This window comes from Enterobacter sp. N5-15 (assembly GCF_057221635.1).
The window spans coordinates 2,868,114-2,887,591 of sequence record NZ_CM170150.1 but is presented as its reverse complement, the minus strand read 5'-3'; the positions used below and the strand labels follow the sequence as shown (position 1 = coordinate 2,887,591).

Annotated in this window: 18 protein-coding genes; 11 read left to right on the top strand and 7 right to left on the bottom strand. The window is 55.3% G+C overall.

Annotation, left to right across the window (positions count from 1 at the left end):
* Positions 1-48: 48 nt before the first annotated feature.
* The 3 genes from znuA (at position 49) to lpxM (ending at position 3,421) form a co-directional block, all read left to right on the top strand.
* Positions 49-993, top strand: a complete 945-nt coding sequence (znuA, locus tag AC2TE5_RS13720; protein ID WP_193941540.1) for a zinc ABC transporter substrate-binding protein ZnuA — start codon at positions 49-51, stop codon at positions 991-993.
* A gap of 15 nt (positions 994-1,008) precedes the next feature.
* Entirely contained in the window at positions 1,009-2,328 is a 1,320-nt protein-coding gene (gene mepM, locus AC2TE5_RS13715) for a murein DD-endopeptidase MepM (protein ID WP_484611821.1), read from the top strand.
* Positions 2,329-2,449: 121 nt separating this feature from the next.
* Entirely contained in the window at positions 2,450-3,421 is a 972-nt protein-coding gene (gene lpxM / locus AC2TE5_RS13710) for a lauroyl-Kdo(2)-lipid IV(A) myristoyltransferase (protein WP_213327865.1), read from the top strand.
* A 45-nt stretch (positions 3,422-3,466) separates the two neighbouring features.
* On the opposite strand, the gene pyk is transcribed toward lpxM, so the two are convergent.
* Together pyk and AC2TE5_RS13700 are read right to left on the bottom strand one after the other, a co-directional pair.
* Complete coding sequence (pyk, locus tag AC2TE5_RS13705; protein WP_008500455.1) at positions 3,467-4,909, bottom strand: pyruvate kinase; 1,443 nt, start codon at positions 4,907-4,909, stop codon at positions 3,467-3,469.
* A 140-nt stretch (positions 4,910-5,049) separates the two neighbouring features.
* Complete coding sequence (locus tag AC2TE5_RS13700; RefSeq protein ID WP_023312229.1) at positions 5,050-5,919, bottom strand: MurR/RpiR family transcriptional regulator; 870 nt, start codon at positions 5,917-5,919, stop codon at positions 5,050-5,052.
* A 356-nt stretch (positions 5,920-6,275) separates the two neighbouring features.
* Here AC2TE5_RS13700 and zwf point away from each other — a divergent pair, with 356 nt between their 5' ends.
* From zwf to kdgA, 3 genes are all read left to right on the top strand, one after another.
* Positions 6,276-7,751 (top strand): glucose-6-phosphate dehydrogenase, encoded by a 1,476-nt coding sequence (zwf, locus tag AC2TE5_RS13695; protein ID WP_023312228.1) that lies wholly within the window; start codon positions 6,276-6,278, stop codon positions 7,749-7,751.
* A gap of 233 nt (positions 7,752-7,984) precedes the next feature.
* On the top strand, positions 7,985-9,796 hold the full coding sequence (edd, locus tag AC2TE5_RS13690; protein ID WP_484611820.1) for a phosphogluconate dehydratase: 1,812 nt from the start codon (positions 7,985-7,987) through the stop codon (positions 9,794-9,796).
* A 39-nt stretch (positions 9,797-9,835) separates the two neighbouring features.
* The gene (gene kdgA / locus AC2TE5_RS13685) at positions 9,836-10,477 is read left to right on the top strand and encodes a bifunctional 4-hydroxy-2-oxoglutarate aldolase/2-dehydro-3-deoxy-phosphogluconate aldolase (protein ID WP_014884307.1); all 642 of its coding nucleotides are present in this window, start codon (positions 9,836-9,838) and stop codon (positions 10,475-10,477) included.
* 41 nt (positions 10,478-10,518) lie between these two features.
* On the opposite strand, the gene purT is transcribed toward kdgA, so the two are convergent.
* Positions 10,519-11,697: a formate-dependent phosphoribosylglycinamide formyltransferase gene (gene purT / locus AC2TE5_RS13680; RefSeq protein WP_213327862.1), complete on the bottom strand. Its 1,179-nt coding sequence runs from the start codon at positions 11,695-11,697 to the stop codon at positions 10,519-10,521.
* Positions 11,698-11,867: 170 nt separating this feature from the next.
* On the opposite strand from purT, the gene AC2TE5_RS13675 reads away from it, so the two are divergent.
* Positions 11,868-12,515 carry a tellurite resistance TerB family protein gene (locus AC2TE5_RS13675; RefSeq protein WP_023312225.1) on the top strand — a complete coding sequence of 216 codons (648 nt, stop codon included), beginning with the start codon at positions 11,868-11,870 and terminating at the stop codon, positions 12,513-12,515.
* Positions 12,516-12,600: 85 nt separating this feature from the next.
* Positions 12,601-14,661 (top strand): oligopeptidase B, encoded by a 2,061-nt coding sequence (ptrB, locus tag AC2TE5_RS13670; RefSeq protein WP_484611819.1) that lies wholly within the window; start codon positions 12,601-12,603, stop codon positions 14,659-14,661.
* On the opposite strand, the gene exoX is transcribed toward ptrB, so the two are convergent.
* The 3 genes from exoX to AC2TE5_RS13655 form a co-directional block, all read right to left on the bottom strand.
* The gene (exoX, locus tag AC2TE5_RS13665; RefSeq protein WP_010432611.1) at positions 14,658-15,320 is read right to left on the bottom strand and encodes an exodeoxyribonuclease X; all 663 of its coding nucleotides are present in this window, start codon (positions 15,318-15,320) and stop codon (positions 14,658-14,660) included. The genes ptrB and exoX overlap by 4 nt on opposite strands.
* Before the next feature lie 24 nt (positions 15,321-15,344).
* Positions 15,345-15,995 carry a nitrilase-related carbon-nitrogen hydrolase gene (locus AC2TE5_RS13660; protein ID WP_484611818.1) on the bottom strand — a complete coding sequence of 217 codons (651 nt, stop codon included), beginning with the start codon at positions 15,993-15,995 and terminating at the stop codon, positions 15,345-15,347.
* A 110-nt stretch (positions 15,996-16,105) separates the two neighbouring features.
* Positions 16,106-16,336, bottom strand: a complete 231-nt coding sequence (locus tag AC2TE5_RS13655) for a DNA polymerase III subunit theta (RefSeq protein ID WP_013096102.1) — start codon at positions 16,334-16,336, stop codon at positions 16,106-16,108.
* Between the two features lie 137 nt (positions 16,337-16,473).
* Here AC2TE5_RS13655 and yobA point away from each other — a divergent pair, with 137 nt between their 5' ends.
* From yobA to AC2TE5_RS13640, 3 genes are read left to right on the top strand one after another with little or no spacing between them, the layout of a single operon-like run.
* Positions 16,474-16,845, top strand: a complete 372-nt coding sequence (gene yobA, locus AC2TE5_RS13650) for a CopC domain-containing protein YobA (protein WP_213327858.1) — start codon at positions 16,474-16,476, stop codon at positions 16,843-16,845.
* Position 16,846: 1 nt separating this feature from the next.
* Positions 16,847-17,716 (top strand): copper homeostasis membrane protein CopD, encoded by an 870-nt coding sequence (gene copD, locus AC2TE5_RS13645; RefSeq protein WP_484611817.1) that lies wholly within the window; start codon positions 16,847-16,849, stop codon positions 17,714-17,716.
* 16 nt (positions 17,717-17,732) lie between these two features.
* Positions 17,733-18,071 (top strand): YebY family protein, encoded by a 339-nt coding sequence (locus tag AC2TE5_RS13640; RefSeq protein WP_213327856.1) that lies wholly within the window; start codon positions 17,733-17,735, stop codon positions 18,069-18,071.
* A 439-nt stretch (positions 18,072-18,510) separates the two neighbouring features.
* Here the strand turns inward: AC2TE5_RS13640 and AC2TE5_RS13635 are convergent, their stop codons facing one another.
* Positions 18,511-19,407 (bottom strand): glycosyltransferase family 17 protein, encoded by an 897-nt coding sequence (locus tag AC2TE5_RS13635; RefSeq protein ID WP_484611816.1) that lies wholly within the window; start codon positions 19,405-19,407, stop codon positions 18,511-18,513.
* Positions 19,408-19,478 lie beyond the last annotated feature (71 nt).

The window sequence follows — 19,478 nt, the reverse complement described above, 5'->3', positions numbered from 1 at the left end:
TGTTATAATATCACATTCCACGCATTCACTACGATGATTAGTCGCATTATGTTACATAAAAATACGCTTCTTTTCGCAGCATTATCCGCTGCCCTTTGGGGTACAACCGCACAAGATGTTAACGCTGCGGTTGTCGCTTCGCTTAAGCCGCTTGGATTTATCGCCTCGGCCATTGCCGACGGGGTAACGGAAACCCAGGTTCTCCTCCCTGATGGTGCATCCGAGCATGACTATTCCCTGCGCCCGTCAGATGTAAAACGCTTACAAAACGCGGACTTAGTCGTCTGGATTGGCCCGGAAATGGAAGCGTTTATGCAGAAGTCAGCAAAACAGGTTGCTGGCGAAAAGCAGGTCGCGATTGCCGCACTCCCCGGCGTGAAACCGTTGCTCATGAAAGGGGCGGATGACGACGGCGACGAACATGACCATCATGCTGCAGACGGTGAAAAAGGTGATGGAGATCACCATCACGGCGAGTACAACATGCATCTTTGGTTATCCCCAGAGATAGCGCGGCTTTCAGCGGTTGCAATCCATGACAAATTAGTGGAACTTATGCCGCAAAGTCGAGCCAAACTAGACGCCAACCTGAAGGATTTTGAGGCACAATTAGCCGCAACCGATAAGCAGGTAGGTAATGAGCTCGCACCGTTGAAAGGTAAAGGGTATTTCGTTTTTCATGACGCCTACGGCTATTACGAAAAACATTACGGTTTGACCCCGCTGGGTCACTTCACCGTCAACCCTGAAATTCAGCCTGGTGCGCAGCGTTTACATGAAATCAGAACACAGTTGGTTGAGCAAAAAGCGACATGCGTTTTTGCTGAGCCACAGTTCAGGCCAGCGGTCGTAGAAGCCGTGGCCAGGGGAACATCCGTGCGCATGGGAACCCTTGACCCGCTAGGTACGAATATCCAGTTGAGCAAAGCGAGCTATTCGCAGTTCCTCAGCCAACTGGCGAACCAGTATGCGAGCTGCCTGAAAGGAGATTAACGAGGAAGTGAATACGTGCAACAGATAGCCCGCTCTGTCGCCCTGGCATTTAACAATCTGCCTCGACCCCACCGCGTTATGCTGGGGTCGCTTACAGTACTCACCTTAGCGGTCGCCGTCTGGCGGCCCTATGTTTACCACCCGAGTTCTGCCCCTATCATCAAAACCATTGAGCTTGAAAAGAGCGAAATCCGTTCTTTGCTGCCTGAAGCCAGTGAGCCTATCGACCAGGCGGCTCAGGAAGATGAAGCCATCCCGCAGGATGAACTGGACGATAAAACCGAGAACGAAGCGGGTATCCACGAATATGTTGTGTCAACCGGGGACACGCTGAGCAGCGTGCTGAACCAGTACGGCATCGACATGGGTAATATCAGCCAGCTGGCGGCTGCGGATAAAGATCTTCGTAACCTGAAAATCGGACAACAGCTCTCATGGACATTAACGGCGGATGGCGATCTCCAGCGTCTGACCTGGGAAATGTCCCGCCGCGAAACCCGCACCTACGATCGCACTGCAAACGGTTTCAAAATGACCAGCGAAATGCAGAAGGGCGACTGGGTTAACAGCGTTCTGAAAGGCACCGTGGGCGCGAGCTTTGTCTCCAGCGCGCGAGATGCAGGCTTGACCAGCGCTGAAATCAGCTCGGTGATCAAAGCCATGCAGTGGCAGATGGATTTCCGCAAGCTGAAGAAGGGCGATGAGTTCTCCGTCCTGATGTCCCGCGAAATGCTGGACGGCAAGCGCGAGCAAAGCCAGCTGCTGGGTGTACGTCTGCGCTCCGAGGGCAAAGATTACTACGCGATTCGTGCCGAAGACGGTAAGTTCTATGACCGCACCGGTACGGGCCTTGCGAAAGGCTTCCTGCGCTTCCCGACGGCAAAACAGTTCCGCGTCTCCTCGAACTTTAACCCGCGTCGTCTGAACCCGGTAACCGGGCGCGTCGCGCCGCACCGTGGCGTTGACTTTGCCATGCCGCAGGGTACACCTGTACTGGCGGTAGGGGATGGCGAAGTGGTGGTGGCCAAGCGTAGCGGTGCCGCCGGATATTATGTCGCGGTACGCCATGGTCGTACTTATACGACCCGCTATATGCACCTGCGTAAGCTGCTGGTCAAACCGGGCCAGAAGGTGAAGCGTGGTGACCGTATCGCTATCTCCGGCAATACCGGACGCTCTACTGGCCCGCACCTGCACTATGAAGTGTGGATCAACCAGCAAGCAGTGAACCCGCTGACGGCGAAACTGCCGCGCACCGAAGGCCTGACAGGTAAAGATCGTACTGATTATCTGGTGCAGGTGAAAGAGGTGATGCCGCAGCTGAGCCTAAACTAAGCTCTCTGTTTTTGTTAAAAAAGCCGGCGCACACTGACGCCGGCTTTTTCTTTTGTGCGTGGACGACTGCCTCGCTACACTATCTGAATAAAATTTTGCGTCATCAGACCCTGGATCCAGCATGGAAACCCAAAAAAACAATATTGAATACATTCCTGAGTTTGAAAAATCCTTCCGCCATCCGCGCAACTGGGGCGCCTGGCTTGGTGTTTACGCCTTTGCGGGGATGGCGATGCTGCCTGCCTCTGTTCGCGATCCCGTTCTCGGTAAAATTGGCCGTCTGGCCGGACGTTTAGGCAAGAGCGCCCGCCGCCGCGCGCAGATCAACCTCTACTACTGTTTTCCTGAGAAAAGCGACGCCGAGCGCGAGGCAATCATTGATGAGATGTATACCACCGCGCCGCAGGCAATGGCGATGATGGCGGAACTGGCGCTGAAAGGGCCGGATAAAATCGTCGATCGCGTTGACTGGAAAGGGCTGGACATCATCGAGGAGATGCGCCGCAACGACGAGAAAGTCATTTTCCTCGTCCCCCACGGCTGGGGCGTTGATATTCCGGCGATGCTCATGGCGTCTCAGGGTCAGAAAATGGCGGCGATGTTCCATAACCAGGGAAATAAAATCTACGATTTTGTCTGGAACACGGTGCGCCGTCGTTTTGGCGGACGTTTGCATGCGCGTAACGATGGCATTAAGCCCTTCATTCAGTCGGTACGTCAGGGGTACTGGGGCTACTATCTGCCGGATCAGGACCACGGCCCCGAGCACAGCGAGTTTGTTGATTTCTTTGCGACCTATAAAGCGACGCTCCCCGCGATTGGTCGCCTGATGAAAGTCTGTCGTGCTCGTGTGATCCCGCTATTCCCGGTCTATGACGGCAAAACGCATCGTCTGAGTATTGAGGTCCGTCCTCCGATGGACGATCTGCTCACCGCGGACGACCACACCATCGCGCGTCGAATGAACGAAGAGGTGGAAATACTGGTGGGGCCGCATGCCGAACAGTACACGTGGATACTGAAGCTGCTTAAAACGCGGAAACCGGGTGAAACAGAGCCCTATAAACGCAAAGAGCTTTATCCGCGGAAATAAAAAAAGCCCTCTCCAGATGGAGAGGGCTTTTTAACACAGACGTTATTACTCGACGGTCATAACGCGCGTGGTGTTGGTTGAGCCGATGGTGCTCATCACATCGCCCTGGGTCACAATGACGATATCACCGGACACCAGATAGCCTTTGTCGCGCAGCAGGTTTACGGCATCGTGTGCCGCCGCTACGCCGTCATTGGTGCTGTCGAAGTGAACCGGCGTCACGCCGCGGTACAGCGCGGTCAGGTTCAGGGTACGCTCGTGACGGGACATGGCGAAGATCGGCAGACCAGAGCTGATACGAGAGGTCATCAGCGCGGTGCGGCCAGATTCGGTCATGGTGATGATCGCGGTAACGCCCTTCAGATGGTTTGCCGCGTACATCGCAGACATCGCAATCGCTTCTTCCACGTTGTCGAACTGCACGTCCAGACGGTGTTTAGAAACGTTAATGCTTGGGATCTTTTCAGCGCCCAGGCAGACGCGCGCCATCGCGGCCACGGTTTCTGCCGGATACTGGCCCGCAGCGGTTTCCGCAGAGAGCATCACCGCATCGGTACCGTCCAGCACGGCGTTAGCCACGTCCATGACTTCTGCACGGGTTGGCATTGGGTTGGTGATCATAGATTCCATCATCTGAGTGGCGGTGATCACCGCGCGGTTCAGCTGACGTGCGCGACGAATCAGCGCTTTCTGGATACCTACCAGCTCAGGGTCGCCGATTTCCACGCCCAGGTCACCGCGCGCAACCATTACCACGTCGGACGCGAGGATCACATCGTCCATGGCATCCTGATCGCAAACGGCTTCCGCGCGTTCAACTTTAGCGACGATTTTGGCATCGCAACCTGCATCACGCGCCAGGCGACGCGCATAGTTCAGATCTTCGCCGCAGCGCGGGAAGGAGACGGCCAGGTAGTCAACGCCGATCAGCGCGGCAGTCACGATGTCCGCTTTGTCTTTATCGGTAAGCGCTTCAGCAGAGAGGCCGCCACCCAGTTTGTTGATGCCTTTATTGTTGGAGAGCGGGCCGCCGACGGTGACTTCGGTGAACACTTTCATGCCCTGAACTTCCAGCACCTTCAGCTGTACGCGACCGTCGTCGAGCAGCAGGATATCGCCAGGCACCACGTCAGCCGGCAGGCCTTTATAGTCGATACCGACTTTCTCTTTATCGCCTTCGCCTTTGCCCAGGTTGGCATCCAGCAGGAATTTGTCGCCGATATTGAGGAAAACTTTACCCTCTTTAAAGGTCGATACACGGATTTTTGGACCCTGCAAATCGCCGAGGATAGCCACGTGGCGGCCCAGTTTTGCTGCGATTTCACGCACTTTATCGGCACGTAATTTATGGTCTTCTGGCGTACCGTGAGAGAAGTTCATACGCACCACGTTGGCACCAGCGGCGATAATTTTCTCAAGATTATTATCGCGATCGGTGGCCGGGCCTAAGGTGGTTACGATCTTGGTTCTGCGAAGCCTTCTGGACATGTAATACTCCGTTGACTGAAACAACTTTGGTGTTGCGTGAACATTGAATCGGTCTTCATCTGCTGCAAGGCAGCGGAGAGTGGACCGAATGCCGTAAATCGTTACATCGTAATTATTGGTTACGTCTTCGTTATCAACTATCAGGGGACATCGCTCTTTATAAGCAATTCTTTATCAAAACGCGATTCCTTCAGCGCTTCCTTGACCCGCTTCAAGTTATCCCTGAATTTTGCGCCCCGACGTAAGGTAAAGCCGGTCGCCAGCACGTCAATCACGGTGAGCTGCGCCAGCCGGGAAACCATCGGCATATAAATGTCGGTGTCTTCCGGTACGTCAAGGGTGATCGCCAGCGTCGCCTCACGCGCCAGCGGCGTGCCTGCCGTGGTGAGGGCAATCACCATGGCATCGTTTTCACGGGCCAGCTGCGCCAGCTCTACCTGACTCTTGGTGCGGCCGGTATGCGAAATCAGTACCACGACGTCATCTTCACTGCAATTCATACAGCTCATGCGTTGCAGCACAATGTCATCGGAATAAATAACCGGGACGTTAAAGCGGAAAAATTTGTTCATGGCGTCATGCGCCACGGCCGCCGACGACCCGAGACCAAAGAACGCAATCCGCTTGGCCTGGGTGAGTAAATCCACCGCGCGATTCACGGAACTCATGTCCAGAGACTGGCGGACGTGGTCGAGCGAAGCCATAGCCGATTCAAAAATTTTCGCGGTATAGGCATCAACGCTGTCGTCTTCATCCACATTACGATTAACATAAGGGGTGCCGTTAGCCAGACTTTGTGCCAGATGCAGTTTAAAATCAGGGAAGCCGCGCGTTTCCAGGCTGCGGCAAAAGCGATTGACCGTCGGTTCGCTAACACCCGCTTCCTGTGCCAGAGCGGCGATGCTCGAATGAATCGCCTGAGCGGGGGAGGCGAGAATGACCTCGGCCACTTTTCGCTCGGATTTGCTAAGGTGTTCCAGTTGAAACTGGATTTTTTCCAGCATGTTCATGTTAACAGGACGCTCATGGGTGTAAACGATTTCATAAATTGATGAAATCGTGATTCGATTTAGCCGATATTACCCTTGTGGCTTCCATAAAGGGTAATAATCGACAAGATAATGTTGTTGTTTTTTTTCATTACTTGATCGGTGTCGGGTTTTGCCGTGACCCTGTTGCGCAAAGAAACGGCGGTTGTTGCGTCATTGCGCCGTCGTAATCCTCCAAAGGGGGAAAAATCGCGGTATCGCACGCGACGATAAGCGCTAATGGTTTCAGGAATGACGTAAAAGCAGTACAGTGCATCGTAATAAAATTACAACGATACCTGGCAGAAGTACCAGGTGATCCAACTGAGGAGAATGACATGGCGGTAACGCAAACAGCCCAGGCATGTGACCTGGTCATTTTCGGCGCGAAAGGCGACCTTGCACGCCGAAAATTGCTGCCTTCCCTGTATCAACTGGAGAAAGCGGGCCAAATTCATCCGGATACCCGTATCCTGGGTGTAGGGCGCGCCGACTGGGACAAGGACGCTTATACCAAAGTCGTCCGCGAGGCGCTCGAAACTTTCATGAAAGAAAAAATTGATGAAAGTTTGTGGGATACCCTGAGTGGACGTCTCGATTTCTGCAACCTGGACGTCAATGACGTCAGCGCGTTTACCCGCTTAGGCGCGATGCTGGATCAGAAAAACCGTGTCACCATTAACTATTTCGCCATGCCGCCAAGCACCTTCGGCGCCATCTGCAAAGGTCTGGGCGAAGCCAAACTGAACGCCAAACCGGCACGCGTCGTGATGGAGAAGCCGCTTGGTACGTCGCTGGCAACCTCGCGTGAAATTAACGACCAGGTGGGCGAGTTCTTTGAAGAGTGCCAGGTCTACCGTATCGACCACTATCTCGGTAAAGAGACGGTACTGAACCTGCTGGCGCTGCGTTTCGCTAACTCCCTGTTTGTGAATAACTGGGACAACCGCACTATCGACCACGTGGAAATCACCGTGGCGGAAGAGGTGGGGATTGAAGGCCGCTGGGGTTACTTTGACCAGGCTGGTCAGATGCGCGACATGATCCAGAACCACCTGCTGCAAATTCTGTGCATGATTGCCATGTCTCCACCGTCTGACCTGACGGCTGACAGCATCCGTGACGCAAAAGTGAAGGTGCTGAAGTCACTGCGCCGCATCGACCGCTCCAACGTGCGTGAGAAGACCGTTCGCGGCCAGTACACCGCCGGGTTTGCGCAAGGCAAAAAAGTGCCTGGCTACCTGGAAGAAGAGGGCGCGAACAAGTCCAGCAACACCGAGACGTTCGTGGCCATCCGCGTGGATATCGACGACTGGCGCTGGGCGGGGGTTCCGTTCTACCTGCGCACCGGTAAACGTCTGCCGGCCAAATGTTCCGAAGTGGTGGTTTACTTCAAAAACCCGGAACTGAACCTGTTCAAAGAGTCCTGGCAGGAACTGCCGCAGAACAAACTGACCATTCGTCTGCAGCCGGACGAGGGCGTGGATATCCAGATCCTGAACAAAGTGCCGGGCCTGGATCATAAACATAACCTGCAGACCACCAAGCTGGATCTGAGCTACTCCGAAACCTTCAACCAGACGCACCTGGCCGATGCTTACGAGCGTCTGCTGCTGGAAACCATGCGCGGTATCCAGGCGCTGTTCGTGCGCCGCGACGAAGTGGAAGAGGCGTGGAAATGGGTCGACTCCATCACCGAAGCCTGGGCTGCCGATCAGGATGCGCCAAAACCGTATCAGGCGGGGACCTGGGGACCTGTCGCGTCGGTTGCGATGATCACCCGCGATGGCCGCTCCTGGAACGAGTTTGAGTAAGATAATCCTCTAGCCCGAAAATGTTATTTTACCGGTAACATGATCTAACACAGCTAGTGGCACAATTTTCAACTTTTAAGCTCCGCGTGGATTCACCCGCGGAGCTTTTTTTATTACACTGCCGGAAGTGATTTTGCCCCTGAGCTCCGGACAGCAAGCGTTTCAGCGTTGTTAACAACTGCCATCGACTTTGTGAACTCCCGAGCCCGGACAGATAAATTAGAGGAGCTTTTATGAATCCGACATTGTTACGCGTAACACAGCGCATTATTGAGCGCTCGAAAGAGACCCGCTCGGCCTACCTCGCCCGGATTGAACAGGCAAAGCGCAACACCGTCCACCGATCTCAGCTGGCCTGCGGGAACCTGGCGCACGGCTTCGCCGCCTGCCAGCCTGATGATAAAGCGTCGCTGAAAAGCATGTTGCGTAACAATATCGCCATCATTACCTCCTATAACGATATGCTTTCCGCTCACCAGCCGTATGAGGTCTATCCCACAATCATCCGTAACGCGCTGCACAGCGTGAATGCCGTGGGTCAGGTGGCGGGCGGCGTACCTGCCATGTGCGACGGCGTGACGCAGGGGCAGGACGGCATGGAGCTGTCTCTGCTGAGCCGCGAAGTGATTGCGATGTCCGCGGCGGTGGGCCTGTCACACAACATGTTTGATGGCGCGCTGTATCTCGGCGTGTGCGACAAGATTGTCCCGGGCCTGGTGATGGCGGCGCTGTCGTTTGGCCACCTGCCTGCGATCTTCGTGCCGTCAGGCCCAATGGCGAGCGGTCTGCCGAACAAAGAAAAAGTGCGTATCCGCCAGCTGTACGCGGAAGGGAAAGCAGACCGTCAGGCGCTTCTGGAGGCGGAAGCCGCGTCCTATCATGCGCCGGGGACCTGTACGTTCTACGGTACGGCTAACACCAACCAGATGGTGGTGGAATTTATGGGGATGCAGCTTCCGGGCTCGTCCTTCATCCAGCCGGATGCGCCGCTGCGCAAGGCGCTGACCGAGGCCGCAGCCCGTCAGGTGACGCGTCTGACCGGCAACGGCAACGAATGGATGCCGATGGGCAAAATGGTCGACGAAAAAGTCATCGTCAACGGGATTGTCGCGCTGCTGGCAACCGGGGGGTCAACTAACCACACCATGCACCTGGTGGCCATGGCGCGTGCGGCGGGCATTCTGATTAACTGGGATGACTTCTCCGAGATCTCTTCCGTGGTGCCGCTGATGGCACGCCTGTACCCGAACGGTCCGGCGGATATTAACCACTTCCAGGCCGCAGGCGGCGTACCGCTGCTGATGCGCGAACTGCTGAAAGGCGGACTGCTGCATGAAGACGTAAATACCGTGGCGGGCTTTGGCCTTAAGCGCTACACCCAGGAGCCGTGGCTGAACAACGGCGAGCTGGACTGGCGCGAAGGGGCGATCGCGTCTCTTGATGCGCAGGTGATCGCTACCATCGACAAACCGTTCTCTCCTCACGGCGGCACCAAAGTGCTGAGCGGCAACCTCGGTCGCGCGGTAATGAAGACCTCTGCCGTACCGGAAGAGAACCAGATTATCGAAGCGCCGGCGGTGGTGTTTGAAAGCCAGCACGACGTGTTACCCGCCTTTGACGCCGGTCTGCTCGATAAAGACTGCGTGGTGGTGGTGCGTCACCAGGGGCCTAAAGCGAACGGGATGCCAGAATTACATAAACTTATGCCACCACTTGGTGTATTATTGGACCGCCGTTTCAAAATTGCGTTAGTCACCGATGGACGCCTCTCTGGGGCATCAGGTAAAGTGCCTTCAGCCATCCACGTAACGCCGGAAGCCTACGACGGCGGATTGCTGGCGAAAGTGCGCGACGGTGACACGATCCGCGTGAACGGCCAGACGGGCGAGTTAACCCTGCTGGTCGATGACGCCGAGCTGGCGGCACGTCAGCCCCATATTCCTGACCTGAGCGCATCGCGCGTGGGGACCGGACGCGAAATGTTCAGCGCGCTGCGTGAGAAACTCTCCGGTGCGGAGCAGGGCGCAACCTGTATTACGTTTTAAGACGACTTGATTTTAACGATCTGGCGAGAGAAAACTCTGATGAAAAACTGGAAAACAAGTGCAGAAGCAATCCTGACCACTGGCCCTGTCGTGCCGGTTATCGTGGTAAACAAGCTGGAGCACGCTGTACCGATGGCGAAAGCGCTGGTTGCGGGCGGCGTTCGCGTTCTGGAAGTCACCCTGCGTACCGCCTGCGCGATGGATGCTATTCGCGCGATTGCCAAAGAAGTGCCGGACGCCATCATCGGTGCGGGTACCGTTCTCAACGCGCAGCAGCTGGCAGAAGTGACCGAAGCGGGCGCGCAGTTCGCCATCAGCCCTGGCCTGACCGAGCCGCTGCTGAAAGCCGCCACTGAAGGCACCATTCCTCTGATCCCGGGCATCAGCACCGTCTCTGAACTGATGCTGGGCATGGACTACGGTCTGAAAGAGTTCAAATTCTTCCCGGCTGAAGCGAACGGCGGCACCAAAGCGCTGCAGGCGATTGCGGGTCCATTCTCTCAGGTACGCTTCTGCCCGACGGGCGGTATCTCTCCTGCCAACTACCGTGACTACCTGGCGCTGAAAAGCGTGCTGTGCATCGGTGGTTCATGGCTGGTTCCGGCGGATGCGCTGGAAGCGGGCGACTGGGATCGCATCACCAAACTGGCTCGCGAAGCGGTTGAAGGCGCGAAGCAGTAAGTTAATCGCAGCATGAAAAACGGGCCTTACGGCCCGTTTTTTTATCCTGCAACCTTGACGCTCGCAGCGGCCGCTTTCGCCCTCGCCACGGCGTCGTCAACGTTATCCCCGGTGGCTAACGCCACGCCAAGACGGCGGGTTCCGTCGATCTCCGGCTTGCCGAACAAACGTACCTGCAATCCTGCACCCACCGCCCCGTCGACGTTATCAAACGTGACGTTCTGGCTGGTTAACTGCGGCAGGATCACCGCCGAGGCGGCCGGGCCATACTGACGGACACCGCCGACTGGCAGGCCGAGGAACGCGCGCACGTGCAGGGCGAACTCGGAGAGATCCTGCGAAATCAGCGTCACCATGCCGGTGTCATGCGGGCGAGGGGAGACTTCGCTGAAAATCACCTCATCACCGCATACAAACAGCTCCACGCCGAACAGGCCATAGCCGCCCAGCGCCAGGACGGTTTTACGGGCGATCTCCTGAGCACGCTCCAGCGCCAGGGCGCTCATCTGCTGCGGCTGCCAGGACTCGCGGTAATCGCCATCCTCCTGACGGTGGCCAATCGGGTCGCAGAAATGGACGCCGTCAACGGCGCTGACGGTCAGAAGGGTGATTTCGAAATCAAACTTCACGACGCCTTCGACGATGACGCGACCGGCTCCGGCACGGCCACCCTGTTGAGCATAATCCCACGCGTTATCCAGGGTGCTGCTGTCGCGAATAAAGCTCTGTCCTTTTCCGGAGGAGCTCATCACCGGCTTAACGATGCACGGGTAGCCAATCTCCTCGACGGCCTTCAGGAATGCGGCCTTATCGCCAGCAAAACGGTAGCTCGAGGTGGGCAACCCCAGCTCTTCCGCCGCCAGGCGACGAATGCCTTCGCGGTTCATGGTCAGCTTTGCGGCTTTCGCGCAGGGCACCACGCGCTGGCCTTCCTGCTCCAGGGCGATCAGCGTATCGGTGGCAATCGCTTCAATTTCCGGTACGACAAAATCGGGTTTCTCGCGCGTAATCAATTCGCGAAGGGCATCGCCATCCAGCATGTTAATCACATAAGAACGGTGGGCGACGTGCATGGCGGGTGCGTCGGCGTAACGGTCTACGGCAATGACTTCCACACCTAAACGCTGGCACTCAATGGCGACCTCTTTCCCCAGCTCGCCCGATCCCAACAGCATCACTCGCGTCGCCGCAGGTCGCAGCGCAGTTCCTAAACGAATCATAACAATCCCCCTAAAAAAGTTGCGCGCAGTATAAACGAAAACGTTTGCGTATGTCTTGTGCACGGCTAAACGAGGGGGCAGAAATTTGCGCTTCTTTAGCCCGGCCAGACGTTTCCTGACGCCTGCTCGCTTACGCTGTGGAACATGTACACCGTTAAGTGAGGGAAACCATGTCTGGCTGGTTAAATCAACTGCAATCCCTGTTAGGGCAGAAAACATCGTCTGGCGAGCGGGACCTTAGCAAACTGCTGGTACCCGGGGCGCTCGGCGGGCTGGCAGGCCTGCTTGTCGCGAATAAATCCTCACGCAAGCTGCTGGCAAAGTATGGCACAGGCGCGCTGCTGGCCGGCGGCGGTGCCATCGCGGGCACCGTACTGTGGAATAAATACAAGGACAGGGTACGGACCGCGCACAGCGATGAGCCGCATTATGGCGAGCACACCTCGCCGCTGGATCTGCGTACCGAACGGCTCATTCTTGCGCTGGTTTTTGCCGCGAAAAGTGACGGACATATTGATGATAAAGAACGATCGGCGATCGAGCAGCAGCTGCGCGAAGCCGGTGTCGAAGAGAAGGGAAGGGTGCTGGTGGCGCAGGCGATAGAACAGCCGCTCGAGCCGCAGCGTCTTGCGCAAAGTGTGAAAAATGAGGAAGAGGCGCTGGAGCTCTATTTCCTCAGCTGTGCCGCCATCGATATCGATCACTTTATGGAGCGCAGCTACCTGAACGCCCTGGGCGATGCGCTAAAGATCCCTCAGGACGTGCGCGAGGGCATTGAGCGGGATATCCGGGAACAAAAACAGGCGCTACAGGGATAGCCTTCGCCGTCGCGACGCGGTTTCGCTTGCATCATGCGTGGGTTTTGCCAACCTTATAGGGTGTAAAACTTAAAAGAATGATGACATGCCACCGAAAGCCCGACGTACTCCTTATGCGATCACCAGGCATGGCGATACGCGTATAGACAACTATTACTGGCTGCGGGACGATTCGCGCTCCCGGCCAGAGGTACTCGACTACCTGCACGAGGAAAACGACTATGGCCGCAAGGTCATGTCCAGCCAGCAGACGCTTCAGGACCAACTGCTGAATGAAATGGTGCAGCGTATTCCTCAGCACGACATCTCCGCGCCCTGGACCAAAAACGGCTATCGCTATCGCCATATTTACGAGCCCGGCAATGAGTATCCCATCTACCAGCGTCAGTCGGTGTTAAGCGCCGAATGGGATGAGTGGGATATTCTGCTGGATGCCAACCAGCGCGCCGCCCACAGCGAGTTTTATACCCTGGGCGGCATGTCCATTTCGCCTGACAACGCGGTAATGGCGCTGGCGGAGGATTATCTCTCCCGTCGCCAGTACGGCCTGCGGTTTCGCAATCTGGACACCGGCAACTGGTATCCGGAAATGCTGGAAAACGTCTCCCCGGATTTTGTCTGGGCGAATGATTCCGAGACGGTTTACTACGTCAAAAAGCACGCGTCGACGCTGCTGCCTTATCAGGTGTGGCGACATACCGTGGGAACGGACTCCGCTGACGACGAGCTGGTTTATGAAGAGAAAGACGAAACGTTTTATGTCAGCCTGCATAAAACTTCCTCACGCCACTATGTGATTATCTTCCTTTCCAGCGCGACGACCTCGGAAGTTCTGCTGCTGGATGCCGAACTGCCCGATGCCCAGCCGCTCTGTTTCCTGCCGCGCCGCAAGGATCACGAATACAGCCTGGATCACTTCCAGCACAGCTTTTATTTGCGCTCCAATCGCGAGGGCAAAAACTTTGGTCTCTATAAAACCAAAGTGCGCGATGAGCGCAAGTGGGAGGTGCTTATCCCCGCGCGGGATCAGGTGATGCTCGAAGGGTTTACCCTGTTTACCGACTGGCTGGTGGTGGAAGAGCGTCAGCGCGGGCTGACCAGCATCCGTCAAATCAACCGTAAGACCCGGGAGGTGGTGGGGATTGCGTTCGACGACCCGGCCTATGTGACGTGGATTGGTTTCAACCCTGAACCCGAATCATCGCGGTTGCGCTACGGCTACTCATCCATGACCACGCCGGACACCCTGTTTGAGCTGGATATGGATACCGGGCAGCGCCAGGTGATTAAACAGACCGAGGTAAAAGGGTTTGAGTCCGAAAACTACCGGAGTGAGCACCTGTGGGTCACCGCCCGTGATGGCGTGGAGGTGCCGGTCTCTCTCGTTTACCATCGGGCACATTTCCTGAAAGGCAAAAATCCGATCCTGGTGTACGGCTACGGCTCGTATGGCTCAAGCATGGACGCCGATTTCAGCAGCAGCCGGTTAAGCCTGCTCGATCGCGGTTTTGTTTTCGCCATCGCCCATATTCGCGGCGGCGGTGAGCTGGGGCAGCACTGGTATGAAGACGGGAAATTCCTGAAAAAGAAAAACACCTTCAATGACTACCTCGACGTCTGCGATGCGCTGATTGAGCAGGGCTACGGGGATCCGCAGCTTTGCTTTGGAATGGGCGGCAGCGCGGGCGGAATGCTGATGGGGGCGGCGATCAACCAGCGGCCCGATCGCTTTAAGGGGATTGTCGCGCAGGTTCCGTTTGTCGATGTGGTCACGACCATGCTCGATGAATCCATTCCTCTTACCACCGGGGAATTTGAGGAGTGGGGGAATCCGCAGGATGAGATGTACTACCGCTATATGAAAGCGTACAGCCCGTACGATAACGTGGAGGCAAAAGCCTACCCGCATATGCTGGTCACCACCGGCTTGCATGATTCTCAGGTGCAATACTGGGAGCCAGCAAAATGGGTGGCAAAGCTGCGGGAGCTGAAAACCGATGACAATCTACTGCTGCTGTGTACCGATATGGATTCCGGACACGGGGGGAAATCGGGACGGTTTAAATCGTACGAAGGGGTTGCCCTGGAATATGCCTTCTTGATAGGCCTGGCGCAGGAGACGCTGCCAGGCCGTGCGGAGCGTTAGGCGTCGCCCAGATAATGTTTCAGCGTTAAGCGCAGCTCCGGGCTCATTCTGTCGAGGTTGTTATACAGCCAGCGCAGATAGCCCGGGTCTTTATCCGCCACCTCGGACACCGGCTTCCCTCGATATTTCCCAAAGGTAAACGTGGTCAGTAGCGCGGGGCGTCCGGTGATGGTTGCCATATCATCCGGCGTCCAGCCAGAGATATTCATAATATCAATCAGCAGCGCGGCGGTGATATAGCAGTCATACAGGGCGCGGTGATGGTGAAGCCCCTCAGGGGTACGGACGCTGAGCTTACGGGACTTGTACAGCGCCATGTTGCTGTATTTAATCCCCGGCCAGAGGCGACGCGCCAGCTTCATGGTACAAATCCATTCGCCCGGCATCTCAGGTAACACCCGGCGGTCAAAGCTGGCGTTATGCGCGACGTACCATGGGCTACCGTAGTAGTGCGGAATAATCTCTTCAATCCACGGCTTATCCGCCACCATCGATTCGGTAATGCGATGTATAGCCATCGCCTGAGGGCTGATGGGGCGATCGGGACGCACCAGATGGCTCATTGGGTTGACGATTTTACCGTCAACCACGTCGACAGAGGCCACTTCCACAATTCCGCCCTGAAGATCGCAAGTTTCGGTATCGATGACGCGCAGCATTGAAAACTCCTGAGCTTAAAACGCCTAGCCTAAAGGAATGATATCGCCTTGCCAACCCCGTCTGCTGAGCGTACCGGTCACCAGAAGCTCGCCTTTATCCGCGCGCACGATCAGCTGGCCTTTTTCATCCCACAGCGCGCTGCCGCCGCAGGCGTTTGCCATCAGTACCGCAATGGCATATTTATGCGCGAAGCGCTGCAGGGTACCGATGGACTGCCGCCAGCGGTTATCCCTTACTGACTGGCAGCTGGTGACAAGCGTGGCCCTGGGATCGAGATTGGGGGAATCGCCATGCGCATCAATGATGGTAAGGTGTTTATCCCCCGGCACCAGGCTGGCACCGTGACCTTGCGGGTAGAAAAGGATTCGGTGGCGAGCGGGCGTAAACAGCGCGAGGCCTTTCTGGCGCTGACCATTCCGCTCCAGGGGAATTCCGGCAATAACGGTAATCCGGTAAAAATGTGCCGCATTAAGCAGCGGTTCCAGCTGCGCGTCATCGGGCGGGGGAGGTAGCGTCGGCGCGCCTGAGCCCGTTAATGAGAGTTCAGGGAAGACCAGCAAATCACACCGCTGCCGTGCTGCTTCGGCGATGAAGCGCAGGTGGTGCGTAACATGGTCATCCACGCTCTGGTGCTGACCGCTATACTGGGCTGCCGCTATATTCCAATGTGACATCGTGACTTCCTTATACACTGAGTCGCAGAGATTTAAGAATACACCTAAATTTATCAGGGTTTTCTTATCCTGCCAGATTCCGCGTAAGGAAGTGTAACGACTCGTTAAGCTTATTTAACTTTTGGCTCGTACGGTAAACGGGAGAGGTTAACCGAGGCGAGACGGTGGGCGATTAATCTTTCGCGAAACCAGTCGCGCAGATGGGCGGGTTGTTCCCGTTCCACGACTTCAGCCACGATGGGCATGTTGTAACGCTCTTTAAACGCGACGCCAGCGGCAGCGAGATCGACATTCACTTTATCCATCTCGTCCTGCGGAAGGGCGGCCAGATTGATCTTCATTACCTTCTCCTTTTTATGCGGCGGCAACGTTACCGCGATTGCACGAAGATGACAAGCGGAGGCAGGATGATCCTCGACTCGTTTATTATACAGCGTTATTCTTTAGCTTACAGACATAACAAAAAGGAATGATTGCGATGGGTTTCTCCGCCTCCCGCGCGGTATGCGCACTGGTTTTTGTGGCCTCGACGATGATGACGCCCTCCGTGCTGGCACATGCACATCTTAAACAGCAGCTCCCGGCAGCAGACAGCGTAGTGACCGCACCGCAGGCACTTACGCTGAATTTTTCGGAAGGTATCGAACCTGGGTTTAGCGGTGTGGTGGTAACGGATGCGCAAAAGCAGGTCATCAAAACCGGAACCGCCGCGCGAGACGAAAAGAACAAGGCTCAGCTCACCGTTCCGCTGGAACAAACGCTGGCGTCAGGGACTTACCAGGTAGACTGGCACGTGGTCTCCGTAGACGGCCATAAAACCAAAGGCAGCTATCACTTTAGCGTGAAATAGCATGCTGGCGCTGTGTTATATCGGGGTACGCTTTATCCATTTTGGGGCGCTGATGCTGGTTTTTGGCAATGCGCTTTACAGCGTCTGGTTTGCGCCTTCCTCTCTCCACCGTCTGATGTCCCGGCGATTCCAGTCGCAGCAGAAAGTGGCGGCCTTAGTGGGCCTCGCGGCAGCATTCCTGATGTTTATGCTGCAGGGCGGATTGATGGGTAACGGCTGGGGAGATGTGTTTGCCCCGCAGGTCTGGTTCAGCGTGATGGGGACCCGGTTTGGTGGCGTCTGGCTGTGGCAAATGATCCTCGCGGCGATGATGGTCGGTGCGGCATGGCTTGCGCCGCTGAAAGGGTCGCGGCTGCTGCTGCTCGCATTGGGCCAGCTTATCCTGCTGGCTGGGGTAGGGCACGCGGCGATGAACGAGGGTCCGATGGGGGCGTTGCAGCGTCTAAATTATGCTTTTCACCTAATCTGCGCCGCAACCTGGGTTGGCGGATTACTGCCTCTGCTGTTCTGCATGCGCCTGGCGAAAGGACGGTGGCAGAATGCCGCCATCTTTACCATGATGCGCTTCTCGCGCGTGGGGCATTACGCCGTCGCGGGCGTGCTGCTCACAGGCGTGATAAATACGCTCATGATACTGGGTGTCCATATTCCCTGGCAGGCTGGCTACGTGCGGTTTTTGTTGTTCAAATGTGCGCTGGTGGCGTTGATGGTGGTAATTGCGCTGGCAAATCGGTATTTTCTGGTGCCACGGTTTCGTCCGGAAACCGGGCGAGCACAACAGATTTTTATCAGGATGACACAGGCAGAAGTGGTGCTGGGAGCGCTGGTACTGGCAACGGTCAGTCTGTTCGCCACCTGGGAACCCTTCTGACAAGGTTAAATATCATATGAAAAAGACAGTACTTTCTCTCATATTGCTGGCCTGCACGGGGAGCGCGCTTGCCGCCCCGCAGGTTATCACCGTTAGCCGTTTTGAAGTGGGTAAGGACAAATGGGCTTTCAATCGCGAAGAGGTGATGCTGACCTGCCGTCCGGGCCACGCGCTGTATGCGATCAACCCGAGCACGCTGGTGCAATACCCGTTAAATGATACCGCAGAGCAGCAGGTAGCCAGCGGTAAGAGCAGCGGCCAGCCGATTAGCGTTATTCAGATCGATGACCCGGCGCATCCGGGACAAAAAATGAGCCTGGCACCGTTTATCGAGCGCGCCGACAAGCTCTGCTAACGCTCAGGTTTCCAATAAAAAACCGCAGATGCTGGCGAAAGCACTGCGGTTTTTCACATTTTATGATGCTCTGGCGCTTTTTTTCCGACCGCTTTAGCTGTGGACTGGAAAACCTGGCGTCGTCATCTATTCTTAAAAGGCAAGGCGACTTAGCCTGCATTAATGCCAACTTTTAGCGCACGGCTCTCTCCCAAGAGCCATTTCCCTGGACCGAATACAGGAATCGTATTCGGTCTCTTTTTATCTGTATGTTTTTCAAAGCATTGTTCGGCGTTGACTCGAAATCACCCGAAACTTTCTCGAACTTTCCATATCCTGTCTAAACCATAACATACTCAGGACCGCGTGCGTCCAGGGTTTTTTGGGATCTTTGTTAAAATTTTGTGGCCGAGGGTTCGCTGAGCAAACGTCCTCTAAGAGCAAAAGGGCAGCCCGTAAGTTAAATAATGAATGCGCTGAATTTGTCTTTGTTGCGGACAATGTACTCCGGGAAGTTTTCAACCGTCAGCGCTTGCCTGATTAACGTTCTGTCGCGTCCCCAGATATCTTCCGCATTTTTAATGACCTTCATGATGTGTTCCGGGTTGTTAAACTCAGGAAGATCGTATTCAGTATGGGAAATGGTAGACATTTTTTCTGAGATGCGCTCCGGGGTCATCACCCATGAGAAATGCCAGCCACCATTTTCAATGATGCTGTTGTTAACCTTGAACCAGTTCCATTTTAGCCAGGACCAGCTTTTGACGCTTCGGGTGCGTTTAAGATTCCTGAATGATTCAGGTTCACCGCCAAAGAAATTAACGAGATTTTTATATTGGGTGGCTCTCGGTAATTTACATTTTCTTGGCGTGTTGTCAGTATTAAAAACCTGCAGGTTAAACTGATAATTATAGAAATTCTGATAAATAGTAGTGCACAGTTTTTTGGGATTTATCGATGCGACCACCCGAGGGGAAAATATCTCATCCACATCGGAAACTAAAATCAAATCATCATCGCTGGCCTGCGTCAAACCCTGCATGATAGCATTCCTCTGCGCGGCTTCATTTGCCCACGCATCCACTACCATGCCGTCTGGCAGCCCCGGAATGACCTCCCGAGCCGGATGTGATTCTTCAGCGGCTTTCGTAATCGGTTCTTTATCATGAACAACGTAAATAATTTTATCTTTAAATTGACTGTATTTATTTACGTCAAAATGCAGCTGCCTCTTTTTACCGGTAAAGGTATGCGTTGACTCAACGATAACGAAGCGATCGACAACGTCCGCTAGCGTGTTTAGCCTGATTTCGAGAAGCATATCTTCATCGTAATATAAGAAGCAGTCATAGATCATTACCGAAGTCCCTCATTCTTGCGCCGCATTGCGCTTTTCCCAACGCATTCGTCAGTTTCATTTCGCGCAAT

Coding starts and splice junctions, on each gene's coding strand:
- znuA (WP_193941540.1), top strand. CDS start 49: ATGTTACATAAAAATACGCTTCTTTTCGCAGCATTATCCGCTGCCCTT.
- lpxM (WP_213327865.1), top strand. CDS start 2,450: ATGGAAACCCAAAAAAACAATATTGAATACATTCCTGAGTTTGAAAAA.
- pyk (WP_008500455.1), bottom strand. CDS start 4,909: ATGTCCAGAAGGCTTCGCAGAACCAAGATCGTAACCACCTTAGGCCCG.
- AC2TE5_RS13700 (WP_023312229.1), bottom strand. CDS start 5,919: ATGAACATGCTGGAAAAAATCCAGTTTCAACTGGAACACCTTAGCAAA.
- zwf (WP_023312228.1), top strand. CDS start 6,276: ATGGCGGTAACGCAAACAGCCCAGGCATGTGACCTGGTCATTTTCGGC.
- edd (WP_484611820.1), top strand. CDS start 7,985: ATGAATCCGACATTGTTACGCGTAACACAGCGCATTATTGAGCGCTCG.
- kdgA (WP_014884307.1), top strand. CDS start 9,836: ATGAAAAACTGGAAAACAAGTGCAGAAGCAATCCTGACCACTGGCCCT.
- purT (WP_213327862.1), bottom strand. CDS start 11,697: ATGATTCGTTTAGGAACTGCGCTGCGACCTGCGGCGACGCGAGTGATG.
- AC2TE5_RS13675 (WP_023312225.1), top strand. CDS start 11,868: ATGTCTGGCTGGTTAAATCAACTGCAATCCCTGTTAGGGCAGAAAACA.
- ptrB (WP_484611819.1), top strand. CDS start 12,601: ATGCCACCGAAAGCCCGACGTACTCCTTATGCGATCACCAGGCATGGC.
- exoX (WP_010432611.1), bottom strand. CDS start 15,320: ATGCTGCGCGTCATCGATACCGAAACTTGCGATCTTCAGGGCGGAATT.
- AC2TE5_RS13660 (WP_484611818.1), bottom strand. CDS start 15,995: ATGTCACATTGGAATATAGCGGCAGCCCAGTATAGCGGTCAGCACCAG.
- AC2TE5_RS13655 (WP_013096102.1), bottom strand. CDS start 16,336: ATGAAGATCAATCTGGCCGCCCTTCCGCAGGACGAGATGGATAAAGTG.
- yobA (WP_213327858.1), top strand. CDS start 16,474: ATGGGTTTCTCCGCCTCCCGCGCGGTATGCGCACTGGTTTTTGTGGCC.
- copD (WP_484611817.1), top strand. CDS start 16,847: ATGCTGGCGCTGTGTTATATCGGGGTACGCTTTATCCATTTTGGGGCG.
- AC2TE5_RS13640 (WP_213327856.1), top strand. CDS start 17,733: ATGAAAAAGACAGTACTTTCTCTCATATTGCTGGCCTGCACGGGGAGC.
- AC2TE5_RS13635 (WP_484611816.1), bottom strand. CDS start 19,407: ATGATCTATGACTGCTTCTTATATTACGATGAAGATATGCTTCTCGAA.